The 13,800-nt window shown below is 68.4% G+C and carries 12 protein-coding genes and 1 pseudogene; 5 read left to right on the top strand and 8 right to left on the bottom strand.

Annotated features, from left to right (window positions below; all coding sequences use genetic code 11):
* Window positions 1-65 precede the first annotated feature (65 nt).
* A complete protein-coding gene (locus tag ABD289_RS13245; RefSeq protein ID WP_344130990.1) occupies window positions 66-368 on the top strand; it encodes an MTH1187 family thiamine-binding protein in 303 nt (100 codons plus the stop codon).
* 72 nt (window positions 369-440) lie between these two features.
* Here ABD289_RS13245 and ABD289_RS13240 read toward each other — a convergent pair whose 3' ends face one another.
* Window positions 441-695: a hypothetical protein gene (locus tag ABD289_RS13240; protein ID WP_344130987.1), complete on the bottom strand. Its 255-nt coding sequence runs from the start codon at window positions 693-695 to the stop codon at window positions 441-443.
* A 373-nt stretch (window positions 696-1,068) separates the two neighbouring features.
* Between ABD289_RS13240 and ABD289_RS13235 the strand changes: the two genes are divergently transcribed.
* On the top strand, window positions 1,069-1,992 hold the full coding sequence (locus ABD289_RS13235; protein WP_344130984.1) for a tetratricopeptide repeat protein: 924 nt from the start codon (window positions 1,069-1,071) through the stop codon (window positions 1,990-1,992).
* Here ABD289_RS13235 and ABD289_RS13230 read toward each other — a convergent pair.
* The 4 genes from ABD289_RS13230 to ABD289_RS13215 form a co-directional block, all read right to left on the bottom strand.
* Window positions 1,955-2,482 (bottom strand): tyrosine-protein phosphatase, encoded by a 528-nt coding sequence (locus ABD289_RS13230; protein WP_344132034.1) that lies wholly within the window; start codon window positions 2,480-2,482, stop codon window positions 1,955-1,957. The two genes, ABD289_RS13235 and ABD289_RS13230, sit on opposite strands and share 38 nt — an antisense overlap.
* A gap of 11 nt (window positions 2,483-2,493) precedes the next feature.
* The gene (locus tag ABD289_RS13225; RefSeq protein WP_344130981.1) at window positions 2,494-2,709 is read right to left on the bottom strand and encodes a tyrosine-protein phosphatase; all 216 of its coding nucleotides are present in this window, start codon (window positions 2,707-2,709) and stop codon (window positions 2,494-2,496) included.
* A 199-nt stretch (window positions 2,710-2,908) separates the two neighbouring features.
* Window positions 2,909-4,333, bottom strand: coding sequence for a neutral zinc metallopeptidase (locus tag ABD289_RS13220; protein WP_344130978.1), 1,425 nt, complete (start codon window positions 4,331-4,333; stop codon window positions 2,909-2,911).
* Window positions 4,334-4,654: 321 nt separating this feature from the next.
* Window positions 4,655-5,794 (bottom strand): neutral zinc metallopeptidase, encoded by a 1,140-nt coding sequence (locus ABD289_RS13215; protein WP_344130975.1) that lies wholly within the window; start codon window positions 5,792-5,794, stop codon window positions 4,655-4,657.
* A 167-nt stretch (window positions 5,795-5,961) separates the two neighbouring features.
* On the opposite strand from ABD289_RS13215, the gene glgP reads away from it, so the two are divergent.
* Window positions 5,962-8,511 (top strand): alpha-glucan family phosphorylase, encoded by a 2,550-nt coding sequence (gene glgP / locus ABD289_RS13210; RefSeq protein WP_344130972.1) that lies wholly within the window; start codon window positions 5,962-5,964, stop codon window positions 8,509-8,511.
* 19 nt (window positions 8,512-8,530) lie between these two features.
* Here glgP and ABD289_RS13205 read toward each other — a convergent pair whose 3' ends face one another.
* The gene (locus tag ABD289_RS13205) at window positions 8,531-9,703 is read right to left on the bottom strand and encodes an MFS transporter (RefSeq protein WP_344130969.1); all 1,173 of its coding nucleotides are present in this window, start codon (window positions 9,701-9,703) and stop codon (window positions 8,531-8,533) included.
* Window positions 9,704-9,802: 99 nt separating this feature from the next.
* Between ABD289_RS13205 and ABD289_RS13200 the strand changes: the two genes are divergently transcribed.
* Window positions 9,803-10,375, top strand: a complete 573-nt coding sequence (locus tag ABD289_RS13200; protein WP_344130966.1) for a TetR/AcrR family transcriptional regulator — start codon at window positions 9,803-9,805, stop codon at window positions 10,373-10,375.
* Window positions 10,376-10,425: 50 nt separating this feature from the next.
* On the opposite strand, the pseudogene ABD289_RS13195 reads toward ABD289_RS13200, so the two are convergent.
* Window positions 10,426-11,372: pseudogene (locus ABD289_RS13195) on the bottom strand (GlxA family transcriptional regulator).
* A gap of 69 nt (window positions 11,373-11,441) precedes the next feature.
* Between ABD289_RS13195 and ABD289_RS13190 the strand changes: the two are divergent.
* Entirely contained in the window at window positions 11,442-12,386 is a 945-nt protein-coding gene (locus ABD289_RS13190) for an NADP-dependent oxidoreductase (protein ID WP_344130963.1), read from the top strand.
* 55 nt (window positions 12,387-12,441) lie between these two features.
* Here ABD289_RS13190 and ABD289_RS13185 read toward each other — a convergent pair whose 3' ends face one another.
* On the bottom strand, window positions 12,442-13,566 hold the full coding sequence (locus tag ABD289_RS13185) for a hypothetical protein (protein ID WP_344130960.1): 1,125 nt from the start codon (window positions 13,564-13,566) through the stop codon (window positions 12,442-12,444).
* Window positions 13,567-13,800: the final 234 nt, after the last annotated feature.

Below are 13,800 nucleotides of genomic sequence, written 5' to 3'. Positions count from 1 at the left end.
GTGGTGGTGTAGGCGCATGATCGGGTGTGCGAGCCCGGTCGCGGGCCGAATGGAGGGAGTTTTTCGTGCTGGTGGCATTCAGCGTGGCCCCGAGCGGGGCGGACGGCAGCGACAGCGTCAGTGAGGCGGTTGCTGCCGCCGTAAAGGTGGTCCGGGATTCCGGTCTGCCGCACGAGACCACTTCGATGTTCACCACGATCGAAGGGGAGTGGGACGAGGTCATGGAGGTGGTCAAGCGGGCCACCGAGGCGGTGTCCTCCAGGGCGCCGCGCACCAGCCTGGTGCTCAAGGCTGATATCCGCCCTGGTCACACGGGCCAGTTGCAGTCCAAGGTGCAGCGGGTCGAAGAGCACTTGGACGAGCAGTAGAACCGAAAAGCGGGGGCGGTGTCGGCAATGACACCGCCCCCGCTTGCAGTTCTGGTGCTGCTATCAGCGACTTCAGCCCTGCGGGTGGTCGACCACCGGGGCGTTGGTGCAGTCGCTGCTCTGCGGGGACAGCACCGGGACGACGACGCCGATGGCCGCACCGACGTTGTTGCCGCAGGCCTGCACCGGGACGGCACTCACGTTGTTGTCGTCCAGCAGGTTGACGCCGTCGTTGTCGGCGCTGTCCGCGAAAGCGGTGCCACCCAGGGCCATGGCGCTGAGGGCGGCGGCACCGGCGACACCGGCAACTCGGGTTGCAATACGCACTGTTTCGAACCTCTCGTTGAACTACTGGCCGAGGCTCCCTTTAGGGAACCCCACCGCCCGGAGAAGACAAGGCAACCGTCCCTCGCGGGCTCTTGGTCGTTTTCGGCGATCATCACGGCTGGACCTGAGGGGTTGATGCCAATTGCCACCTGTTCGAGTGGAAATTCATCGCTGATTCGAATTGTTCTAGTTTGGTAGCGGCGTGTCGGCTGGATATCGAGGTCGAACGACCTCGGTGGAAGGCGACGCGTCAGCCCGGAAACCGACCGAGCGGCATCGGCCGCCCAGCCGTCGACCGGCTGGTGGAACGTGTCAGGATGGGACTGTGACGAGGCCGGATCCACGCCAGAACGCAGCAGCGCCGTCCGCTTCGATGGCGGGCGCAGTCGACCTCTCGGCGCTCAAGAGCAGGGCGGATGCCGCTGCCAAGGGCGCCAACCAGCCGCCCGGTGAAGACAGTGGCAACGGTCAGGCGGCCGAGGGCCACGCGGCGATCGTCGAGGCCACCGAGGCCAACTTCCAGGAAGTCGTGGAGCAGTCGCTCCAGGTGCCCGTCGTGGTCGACCTGTGGGCGACCTGGTGCGAGCCCTGCAAGCAGCTCTCGCCGGCGCTTGAGAAGCTCGCCCGCGAGTACAACGGCGCGTTCCTGCTGGCCAAGGTCGACGTGGACGCCAACCCGCGGATCGCGCAGCTGTTCCAGGTGCAGTCCGTTCCGATGGTGATCGCCATCGGTGGCGGGCAGCCGGTGGACGGCTTCGCGGGGGCGCAAGCCGAGCCGCAGCTGCGCCAGTGGATCGACTCCCTGCTCGACCAGCTGCGCGACCAGCTCCCGGGCATCAAGGCCGCTGAGCAGGCGGCTGGCTCGACCGAGCCGGAGGAGGAGCCCGAGGACCCGCGGTTCACCCGGGCCGAGGATGCTCTCGAGCGCGGCGACTTCGCCGAGGCCGAAGCCGCTTACCAGGAGATCCTGGCCAGCGAGCCGAACAACGAGCAGGCCAAGGCCGCGCTCATGCAGGTGCGTTTCACCGCCCGTGCCGAGCAGGCCGATCCCTCGGCGATCGAGCGCGCCGACGCCAACAGCGATGACCTCGACGCGCAGCTGGCCGCCGCCGACGCCGAGGTCGCGATCGGCAAGGTCGACGAGGGCTTCAACCGCCTGATCCAGACGATCAAGCGCACCTCCGGTGACGATCGCAATCGAGTGCGCGAGCACTTGATCGAGATGTTCGAGGTGTTCCCGGAGGGCGACGAGCGCGTCATCAAGGCCCGTCGCGACCTGGCCAGCGCACTGTTCTGAGGGGCCGGGCAGCGCTTCGATCCGCGTGCAGCACGCGAGCGCGCAGCGCTGCCAGTCCCGCATCATCGAGGCCGCCCGCGCGGAGACGATCCGCGAAGTCCGGGCCGTTGACCAGCTCCGTGATTAGCGCCCGCTCGGTAGTTCCCCGCGCTGCGAGGAATGCCCTGATCTTCGGCGTGTCGTCGTCGAGGCCGAGAGCCGCGCACTGCTCGGCACGGCGGTCGTGGCTGAGCGCGTAGTCATCGGCGATGTCCTCGGCACTGACGCCCAAAGCCGCCAGCAGCGCGAGCACGATCAACCCCGTGCGGTCTCGACCGCTGGCGCAGTGCACCAACACGCCGCCTGGCTCGGCGTTGGTGATCGCTGCCAGCACCGCGCAGACCGCGTTCGGGAACCGGTCGAGGAACGCCGGGTAGTAGAGCGGCGTGCACGAATGGACGCCGCCCCAGCGCTGCCAGAACTCGGTGTCGGTCGGGTCGTCGAGCACCATTCGCACGGTCGTCAGCTCGGCAGCCTCGCCGCCAGGTCGGTTTGACTCTCTTCAAGCCCGGTCAGATCGATGATGGTGCGCACGCCGTGCGCGCGGAGCTGTTCCCAGCCCGTGGCGGGCATGTTGGCGGGGTGGTCGGCCCGCACCACGGCGCCGCAGCGGATCCGCCCGCCGTTGGCCTGCAAGCCGCCCAGATCCCGCGCGTTGAGCGTGCCGTCCCAGTCCACTCGTCGCGTTCGCACACCTCTTTGGACGCGCGGCGCCGTGTTCGGTTGCCTCGCCGGAAGGCGGCACGGGGCGAGGAAGGGAACCTTTCTGTCACGGCATCAAGCCAGCGCTGAAGGGAACCTCGCTCGCACCCCGGGCGGGCCCGCGAAACGACGAAGCGGTGCCGCCGGAGTCCGACGACACCGCTTCGCGCACGGTTCAGCCGACGTACTTGGTGGTGCAGGGGGAGATGCCTCGCTGCACGCCGACGCGGAAGGCTTCGACCCGAGCGAAACCGACCGGAACCTGTTCGCCCTTGACGTTCGCCGCGATCAAGCTCTCGTCACCGAGCAGGGCGGACACGCCCTCGTCGATGTCGTCGGGAAGCACGCGGAGTTTGCCCACCGGGTTGCGCTGCCCGATCGGATCCTCCACCAACAAGCCGCTCCACGCGCCTACCAGGCACGCCGTGCGCAGTCCGGCGGCTTCATCGTCGAGCGTGAATCCCGCTGACTTCTGCACAGCCAGCGCGTACCGGGAGGCGATCTGCGCGTAGGCGGCGAAGTCGCCGTAGCCGGTGGCGTCGCTGTCCTTCGACGGCGGCTGAGCGATCTCGCGCAGCTCGGAGACGTCCAGCGAGATCGTGTTCGTCGCAGCGCAGTAGTCGGCAGGGGAGGTCTTCTGCCGGTCGCCGCACGACGTGGGATCGGTGGTGACCTTCGGCTCGGGAGCACCGGTGTCGCGGAAGACCTCGTGGAGGCTCTCGTTCACCGCCTCGATGCTCTTGTCGTTGATGGGCAGTTCGGTTTCGTTCTGCGCCGGCTTCCAGTTCTGGAACAGCGTGGTGCGCTTGGTGACGTCATCGAAGTCCATTCCGGCGCAGCGATCCGGGCCCTGGTCGAACCCGTATTGGAACGCCGAGACCCGGTCGAAGGCGGTGCCGTGCGCGTTGCCACCGGTGAAGTTCGAGACGCTCGGGGAATCGCGGATGTAGTTGAGCACGCTCATGACTTCGTTGAGCCCGGTACCGGTGGATACCCGGAAGTACTTCGAGTCGCCCTCCGCCACGTGCCGGAAGTACGAACCGGTGAAGCAGTCCGCCTGTTGTTCGAGCACGATCGCCGGGTCGTCCGGCTTGGCCGTGCCCGCGCGGTTCTGCACCGCGTGGCCCATCTCGTGCGCGAGCACCGTCACGACCGCCATCGGGCCGAAGTTGTTCTTCAACTCCGGCAGCAGTGTGCCGCGGTCCCAGGCGATGAGGTCTTCCGGCGGGCAGTAGAACGCGTTGACCAGGTGCGAGCTGTTCTTACCGCACAACGGGCGTCCGGGTGCGTTGGAGTCGTACGAGATCAGACGTTTGACGGGCTTGAACTCCTTCCCGGAGAAGACCTCGGGGAAGGTCTCGGCCCAGTAGTCGTCGACGTCGGCGACCGCGTTGCGGGCGAGCTCGTCCATCTCCCCGTTGTCGGTGCCGTCGACCTTGAGCCGAGGCTCCGGTGCGTCCGTCTTCGGGCCGCTGGGGCCGTTCGCGGCGGGCAGTCCCGCCACCTTGGTCGTCGAGTAGCCGCCAAGGGTCGTCGGGATACCGCTGACGGTCTGCGCGCATCCGCTGACCAGGGCGACGCACGCGACTGCCGAGACCACGGCGCCCAGCTTCCGCTTTCGCAGTCGGTTTCCTATCGCTCCCACTGACGCGCCCCATCTCGCTGCCGGTGCCTGAAGTCGTATGTCCACGCGTCGACATCACAGCCGACCGGATGCAGGAAGCAGCCTAACGGGTGACCGATGTCGGCTATGGGCAGTCTCGACTCGCAGTGACAGAAAGGTTCCCATGCGAAGTGGCAGCAGTGGGGCAGTGGCAGGAAAGTTCCCTTGCCCGCCACGCGCGCACGACGGGAAATTCCTGCGCAGCTCGGTGACGAGCTTCGTGACAGGAAGGTTCCCCCGCTCGCGGCTGAGCGCGGTTTAGCCGCAGGCTCCGGCACCGTCGAGTGCGCCGGATCGGAAGGCCGCGATTCGGTCGGACCCGTTGATCGAACCGCGTCCGCGTGCATCGCGTGCGAGCGCCTCCGAAGTCAGGACGATCTGCACCGCTTCGTCGAGGTCGCCGGGCGAGAGCGCTGGCCGCGCAGCGGTATAGGCACCGGTCAAGCAGCTGATCGCTTTGCCGGTGACCGGTTCTTCGAGCTGTGCCAATGCTGCCGTCGCGTACCGGGACGCCACCAACGTCGTCACGGCTTGGTCGCCGGTTTCGTCGCGGATCGTGCCCAAAGCCGCGCGGTCGATGCTCACTCGAGGTGGCGCGCCGCAATAGTCCACCGGCCCACGTGCGTTCGGACAGTTACCGAGCCGCGGCGGGGTCCATCTTCCACCGCGTTCGGTCACCAGTTCGCCGAAATACCGCTCGGCGGCGGTGGTGTCGATCGCCTCGTCCAGGGGGACGTTGGGGTCCTGCTCCACCGGCTCGGCCACGTCAGCCGTGGGGACGTCGGGGCACCCTCCGGGCCCACCGGCGAACCCGGTCTGGAATGCCGAGATCCGATCGAACGCGGTGCCGTGCGCGCCGGTGGAGCCGACCGGATCGCGGAAGACCATGATCGCGCGCAGTGCTTCGTCGAGCTGGTCCGGGCTCACTCGCAGGTGCGGTGCGCGGCCATCGGAGACCCAGCGCAGGAACGAACCGGCGAAGCAGTCGGCCATCGCTTCCAGCCGCAGCGGTTGGCCTTGGGCGAGGTCTGCGCGCTGCTGCACCGCGTGTCCGATTTCGTGGGAGAGCACCACCGCGACCGCAGCATCGCCGTAGTGCTCGCGCAACACGGGCAGCAGCGCGGTGCGGTCCCAGGCGATGGCGTCGACGCTTCGGCAGTAGTAGGCGTTGCCTTCCACTTCGCTGACCGTCGACGCGCAGGGCGGTGAGCTGCTGGTATCGCCGGTGTCGACCGAGAAGAACCCGCCATCGAGGTCCTTCCACGGCCGGTCGAAGGTGGCGGGGTAGGCCTTGGACCAGTAGTCCTGTGCGTCGCTGACGACCGTGGCCGCCAGCCGGTCGGTATCGCCGTGGTCGGTGCCGTGCACGAACGAGGGGTCGACGGTGTGCTCTGCCACACCTGTTCGCTCCGGCGGCGGGGCCGCGCAGGCGCCGGCAAGCAGTCCGATGACCGTCACGACTAGTACGAATGCGCGCACGCTGCTCAGCTTCGCATTGGTTCGGCGGTTTCGGGGCCTCGGTACCGACTCACGTGTTCCCGCGTGGCGAGATATGGTCCGCTCCCGTGAGAGCCGTCCACCGCTTCACCGTCCGGGCCCACCTGCCCGAGCCGCTCAGCGCGCTGGGCACCTTGGCGACCAACCTGCGCTGGGCCTGGCACCCACCGACCCAGGACCTGTTCGCGGCCGTCGACCCGCAGGTCTGGGCATCGGTGGGTGGTGACCCGCTGCGGTTGCTGGCGGAGGTGCCCGCGGAACGGCTGCGGCGGCTGGCCGAGGACCAGGACTTCCTGGCGCGCACCCGAGCCGTCGACGACGACCTGCGTCGTTACCTGACGATGCCGCGCTGGTACCAGCAGCGCCGGGACGAAGGGGCGGGGTTGCCTGCCTCCATCGCCTACTTCTCGATGGAGTTCGGGCTCACCGAGGCATTGCCGAACTACTCCGGCGGGCTCGGCGTGCTCGCCGGGGATCACCTCAAGTCGGCCTCCGACCTGGGGGTGCCGCTGATCGGGGTCGGTCTGCTCTACCGGTCCGGCTACTTCCGGCAGGCGCTGTCTGAGGAGGGCTGGCAGGTCGAGCACTATCCGGTGCTGGATCCCAGCGGTCTGCCGCTGGAGGTGCTGGCCGACGCCGCCGGGCGTCCGGTGCAGATCCGCGTGGCCATGCCCGCGGGACGCACGCTGCACGCCCGGGTGTGGAAGGCGCAGGTCGGGCGGGTCCCGCTGTTGCTGCTGGACACCGACGTTCCGGACAACGATGACGATCTGCGCGGCACCACCGATCGGCTCTACGGTGGCGACGCCGAGCACAAGATCCGCCAGCACATCCTCGCCGGCATCGGTGGGATGCGGGCGGTGCGCGCCTACTGCGAACTCACCGGCCACCCGCAACCCGAGGTCTTCCACACCAACGAAGGCCACGCCGGTTTCCTCGGCTTGGAACGGATCCGGGAGCTGCAGGACAAGCCGGGCCTGGAGTTCGATCAGGCGATGGTGGCAGTGCGCGCGGGAACGGTGTTCACCACGCACACCCCGGTTCCGGCCGGTATCGACCGGTTCCCGGTCGACCTGGTGCGGCACTACTTCGACGATGCCTCGGAGCAGCCGCTGCTGCCGGGCGTTTCGGCCGATCGCGTGGTGGCGCTGGGGGCCGAAGACAACCCCAACATGTTCAACATGGCCCACATGGGGCTTCGGCTCGCGCAGCGTGCCAACGGGGTTTCCGAGCTGCACGGCGAAGTCATCCGCAAGATGTTCCGCAATTTGTGGCCGGGCTTCGGTGTCGAGGAGATCCCGATCCGTTCGGTCACCAACGGTGTGCACGGCCCGACCTGGTCCGCGCGGGAACTCGGCAAGCTGCTCGGCGAGTCCGAAATGGACAGCGGGGCGGGGCTGCGCGGGATGGAACCGGTCAGCGATTCCCTGCTCTGGGAGCTGCGGTGCTCGCTGCGGCAACGCCTGGTCGACGAGGTCCGCCGCAGGCTGCGCGTCGCGTGGCAGCAGCGCGGCGCCTCGGATCTGGAACTCGGCTGGTGCGACTCGGTTTTCGATCCCGAAGTGCTCACCATCGGTTTCGCCCGCCGCGTTCCCACCTACAAGCGCGCCACGTTGATGCTGCGGGACACCGACCGCCTGCGCGAACTGCTGCTCGATTCCGAGCGTCCGGTGCAGATCGTGGTGGCGGGCAAGTCCCATCCGGCTGACGAGGCGGGCAAGGCGATGATCCAGCGCGTCGTTCGCTTCGCGGATCAGGCCGACGTGCGGCACCGCATCGTGTTCCTGCCCGACTACGACATGGCGCTGTCGCGCTACCTGGTGTCGGGCTGCGACGTGTGGCTGAACACCCCCGTGCGGCAGTTGGAAGCCTGCGGCACGTCCGGGATGAAGGCGGCCTTGAACGGCGTGCTGAACCTGTCGGTGCGCGACGGCTGGTGGGACGAGATGTACGACGGCCACAACGGGTGGGCGATCCCCACCGCCGAAGGCGTCACCGATCCGAGCAGGCGGGACGATCTGGAGGCGGCCGCGCTGTACGAGCTGATCTCCGAGCACGTCGTTCCGATGTACTACGAGCGCAACAGCGATGGTGTGCCCGGCAAGTGGATGTCGATGGTGCGGCACACGCTGGCCTCGCTGGGGCCGCAGGTGCAGGCTTCGCGGATGATTCGCGAGTACGTCGACGGCCACTACGGGCCCGCGGCCCGTTCGATGCGCGCGATGGCGGACGAGGATTTCCGGGGCGCTCGGGAGATCGCCGACTACCGGGATCGGCTGCAGGCCGCCTGGAACCGGGTGCGGGTCGGTGACACCGAGATGTCGGTGGACGACGCGACCCCGTTGCTCGGTGGACAGGTGACCGTGCGGGCGAGGGTGGACCTGGCGGGCCTGGACCCGTCTGATGTGGACGTCGAGGTCGTGGTGGGCCGGGTCGACGACGCCGACACCCTCCACGACTTCGTCGCGGCCTCGATGGAGCCGATGGGTGAGGGGCGCTATTCGGTGGCCGTCACGCTCCCGCACGCAGGCCCCGCCGGGTACACGGTCCGGGTTCTGCCTCGCCATCGGCTGCTGTCCGGCGCGGCCGAACTGGGCAAGGTCGTTCTGGCGGGCTGATTCGGCGAGTTCGGAGCGCTCAGCGGGCCACTCGGCGCAGGCCGAGGGCGCTCAGGGCCAGGAAGATCAAGGCCGCCGCGCAGACGCCGAGCCAGCCGTAGATGCCGTAGGCGAAGCTGCCGACGGTCGAGCCGAGGGCACCGGCGAGGAACGTGGCGAGCATGTAGATGGTGTTCAGGCGCCCGCCGGCCGCCGGGTTCACCGTCAGCGCCGCGTTCTGGTTGGCCGCCTGGGATGTCTGCATCCCGATGGGGACCGCGGCGATGCCGATGAGCAGCAGAACGAGCGAGTTCGCGCCGGTGGCGAGCAGAACGATCGCCACCGTCAGCACCAGCAGGCCGAGTCCGGCGACAACGCGGGGGCCGCGCCGGTCGACCAGCTTTCCGGTCATCGGTGCCAGTGCTGCGCTGAGGAGTCCGAGCAGGCCGACAAGGCCGGCTTCGCCGACGGTGAGGCCGTGCGGCGCCGCGGTCAGGACCAACGCGAGGGTCGTCCACACCGCGTTGAACGCGGCGAAGATTCCCGCGTGCCGCAGGCAGGCGCGGCGCAGCACCGGCTCGCTGCGCAGGTAGCCGGGCAGCGAGCGCAGCAGGGCGCCGTAGTTCACCGCGCCGCGCGCGCCGTCGGCGGGTATGGCGCGCATGGTCCACAAGCCGACGATCAAGGTCAGCGCAGCGGCCACGACGAACACCCAGCGCCAGCCCAGCAGCCCGGCGAGCTGGCCGGAAATGACGCGGGAAACCATGATTCCGGTGAGCAGGCCGGCTTGCACCCAGGACATCGCGGTGCCGCGCTGGGCGGGTTCGGCCAGCTGCGCGACCAGCGGGATCAGGATCTGCGGGACCACTGTGGTCGCTGCTGCCAGTCCGACGAACAGGGCCAGCGCCGGCAGCGACGGTGCCGCCGCGCCGCCGAGGAGCAGGAGTGCGGTCAGCGCGCTCAACCCACCGACCATCTTGCGGCGGTCCACGCTGTCGCCGAGCGGGATGACCAGGAGGAGTCCGGCCGAGTATCCGAGCATTCCTGCGGTGACCACGATGCTCGCGGCCTGCGGTGAGGTACCGAAGACCGCGGCGATCGGACCGATGATCGGCTGCGCCAGGTAGATGTTGGCGACGGTGATTCCGGCGCACAACGCGGCGGCGAACAACAACCCGCCGGTAAGACGGCTGGCGGGGGAAACCGTGGTCATCAGCACTCCGAAGGAACTAACCAACTAGTTGGTTGCATAATTGCACTGGCCGCGAATCGTGTCAACCAGATGGTTGGTTGGCGGCGGTACAGTGCGGTTGTGACCCGCAACGCCGAAGCGACGAAGGCCCGGATCTTCCAGGCGGCCACCGCTGAGTTCGCCGAGCACGGCATCGCAGGCGCTCGTGTCGACCGCATCGCGAAGCAGGCCGAGGCGAACAAGCAGCTGATCTACGCCTACTTCGGTAGCAAGGACGCCTTGTTCGGCGCGGTGCTGGAACGTGCGATGGCCGAGCTCGCCGCCGAGGTTCCCATCGATGGCGCGGATCTTCCCGGCTACGTCGACCGCCTGACCGCCTACCACACGGCCAACCCGCACGTGCTGCGGTTGCTGATGTGGGAGTCCCTCGAGCGCGGCGACTCCGGCGTGGCCGCCGAGTCCGAACGCGCCGAGCACTACCGGGACAAGACCGACAGCGTGCGGCGCGCCCAGCGCAGCGGCGCGGTCACCGATGCCATCGAGCCGGGCATGCTCGCGCTGCTGACGCTCGGCATGATCAGCTGGCCGCTGGCGGTACCGCAACTGCGCCGGATGCTGCTCGGCGAGACCTCGGTCGAGGACCTGCAGGTGGCCGCACGAGAAGCCACGCGCCGCCTGACCGAGCCCGAGTGAGCAGGGGAACCTTTCTGTCGCTTCACCTGACAGCAAGGTTCCCCTCGTGCTTAACCAGCGGCCGTCTCGGTGCCGAAGGTGCGGCGATAGGTGATCGGTGAAACGCCGATCGCGGCGTGCAGGTGCTGGCGCAGTGACGCCGCAGTGGCGAAACCGACTTCGGTTGCGATCCGCTCGATCGAAAGATTGGTGGTCTCCAGCAGCTGTCTCGCGCGGGCCAGCCGTTGCTGGGTCAGCCACTTGCCCGGGCTGACGCCGACCTCTTCGCGAAACCGGCGCGCGAAGGTGCGCGTGCTCATCCGCGCGTGCTCGGCCAGCTCGGTCATGGTCAGTGGCAGGTTCAGGTTCTCGTACGCCCAGGCTCGGGTTGCTGCGGTGCCCTGGCCTGTGAGTTCGGGAATCGGCTGCTCGATGGCTGGGCTTGCCCGCCGTCGCGGAACGGTGGCACCACGCAGGTGCGCGCCACCCGGTTGGCCAGGTCGCTGCCGTGGTCGGAGCGGATCAAGTGCAGGCACACGTCGAGTCCGGAAGCCGCGCCCGCCGAGGTCAGAAGGTCGCCGTCTTCGACGAACAGCACGTCGGGGTCGAGTTGCACGGCCGGGAACATGTCCCGGAACTTCTCGGCCAGGCGCCAGTGCGTGGTGGCGGGGCGACCGTCGAGCATGCCTGCCGCCGCCAGTGCGAACGCGCCGGTGCAGATCGACACGATGCGCGTGCCGGGGCGGATTTGACGCAGCGCGCCCGCCAGCTCCGTGGGCAGCTCGCTGGAGATCAGCGACAGGTCGAACGGCGGGATCACCACGGTGTCGGCGCTGCTCAGCAGCTCGGGGCCGTGGTCGGCCGAGATCATGAAATCGGCATCGCTGCGCACCGGCTTGCCGTCCGCGGTGCAGGTCGTGATCTCGTAACGGCTCTCGGCGCTGCCGAACACGCGTTGTGGAATGCCGAGCTCGAAGGGGTAAACCCCGTCGAGAGCCAGTACTGCGACCCGATGCATGGCAGGATCCTATCGAATGCTGGCAATCCTGCCATTTCGAGAGCTGTGGGCATAAGGCAAGGTGGGGGCATGAGTGAATCGATGCGTGCCATCCGTCAGGACGTTCACGGTGACCCCGGAGTTTTGCGCGAAGTCACGTTGGAGCGGCCTGAGCCCGGCCCCGGCGAGGTGCTGGTCCGGGTGCGCGCCGCCGGCGTCAACCCCACCGATTGGAAGCACCGCGGCGGTCAAGGATTTCTCGGTCAGCCGCCGTACGTCCTCGGCTGGGACGTTTCCGGCGTGGTCGAGGAGATCGGCGTCGGCGTCACCCTGCACAAGCCGGGTGACGAGGTCTTCGGCATGCTGCCTTATCCGTTCGGTGTCGGTTCCCACGCCGAGTACACCGTCGGCCCGGCTCGCGGATTCGCGCCGAAGCCGTCCAATGTGGACCACGTGCAGGCCGGTGCGATCCCGCTCGCGGCGCTGACCGCGTGGCAGGCGTTGAACGACACCGCCGACCTGCAGTCGGGCCAGCGGGTGCTCATCCACGCTGCCGCCGGTGGTGTCGGGCACCTGGCCGTGCAGATCGCCAAGGCCAAGGGCGCCTACGTCATCGGCACCGCCACCAAGGGCAAGCACGAGTTCCTGCGCGGACTCGGCGCGGACGAGCTCATCGACTACACCGAGGCCGACTTCGACAAGGTCTTGAGCGACGTCGACGTGGTGCTGGACACGATCGCCGCCGATTACCGCAGCCGCTCCCTGCAGGTCCTGCGCAAGGGCGGAATCCTGGTGACGATCCTGCCGTACGACCGGAAACCGCTGGTCGCCGAGGCCGAAGAGCTGGGTGTGCGCGCCGAGACGATGCTGGTCGAGGACGACCAGGCCGGTATGCAGGCCGTTCGCGAGCTGGTGGAGGCGGGCAAGCTGCGCGCCGAGATCGCCGCGACGTTCCCGCTGGCGGAGGCCGCCAAGGCCCACGAGATGGGCGAGACCGGCCGGACCAAGGGCAAGCTCGTCCTGACCGTCGACTGAGGTGAGGATGGGAACCTTCCTGTCACATGAATGACAGGAAGGTTCCCACCTGCTGTCAGTGCACCGAGAGGCGCTGGCGGGTCTCGGTGACCCGAGGCGACCAAGGTGCCAGTTCTTCGGCTCGGGCGAGCGCGGTCCGCGCGGTGGGGTTGTCGCGGCGGGCCATGTGCGCTCGGGCAAGCGTGACGAAGTCATCGGCCCGGGACAGCGGCGAGTGGTTGTATTCCGCGCCGGCCTCGGCCAATCGAACCGCAGCTTCGGTGTCGCCCTCGATCAGCGCCAGCAGGCCGTTGGTCCCGTTGAGCTCGAACTCCGGGTATCCCAGGCTGACGGCGTCCTGCAGGGCCTTCCTCGCCGTGGGCAGCAGGGTGTCGGCGGGTAGCTGGCCGGCTTCGATGGCCTTGAAGCCGAGCCCGGCGATGCCGACCAGCAGATAGGGCATCTTCCGTGGCGGGACATCGTTCTCGGACAGGTGTTTGAGCAGTGTCAGCACGCCCGGTGCGTACTGGCCCCGTGCTTCCTGGACCGCGACCTGGCAGGACATCGTGGCGTTGAGTCCCGGGTAGCGCTCGCTCATCTCATCGGCGTATCCGGCCGCGTCGTCGATGTCGCCACGACGAAGCGCCGCGTAGGCGCGGGCGGCCAGCGGTGCTGCCCGAAAGTCGGAGCGCTCCGGTTCGGGCATGCGCGGCAGCGAGAACAGGAGCCAGCCCGTTGACGTGGCCAGCGGGACTCGCTGCGGCCGGAGCTTGTAGAGCATGAACCCGCTGACGGCCAGCGCGAACCCGCGGCTGAAACCATCGGAGACCAGCAGCCACGAACCCGTCACCAGCGAGAACCCGGCCAAGGCCGAGAGCAGGCCCGCCAGCCAGCAACGCAGGATCACCGGTGACCGCCACGGGCCGATCTGGGATCGCAGGGTCACCGGCAACGCGCGGAAGGTGAACGTCACCTCGCCGAGCTTGATCGAGCCGATCTCCCGCATCGCGCCGAGCACCACGTGCCGAACCTGCAACCCGAACAGCACCGAACCGGCCAGAAGGCCGAGTTGAGTGACCACTGGCAGCAGCACCGCCCCGGCCAGAGCACCGGTCCAGGCCATGACGATCCCGGTGGGATCGCCGCCCACGACCAGCTCCACCACGGCAATCACCGCCGCACTCGCGGCGGTGATCAACACCCAGGGACGGAACAAGAGCCTCTGCGCACTCACAAGGCATGGACCTTACGTCAGCCGGGCCGCGTGGGAGCCCTGTTCGGCGAAAGCCCCTGGCGACTGTGAGCAGGGGAACCTTGCTGCCACTTCCACGCCTGGTCTGTGGAAGGGAATCTTGCTGCCATATCTCGGCGCGGTGGGTGACAGCAAGATTCCCTTCCTCGGAGCACGTGAGCCCGCGGCGGTGCGGTTCACCTG

Source organism: Saccharopolyspora halophila (assembly GCF_039531955.1).
Classification (GTDB): Bacteria; Actinomycetota; Actinomycetes; order Mycobacteriales; family Pseudonocardiaceae; genus Saccharopolyspora; species Saccharopolyspora halophila.
This window is presented reverse-complemented; position numbering and strand designations above follow the sequence as displayed.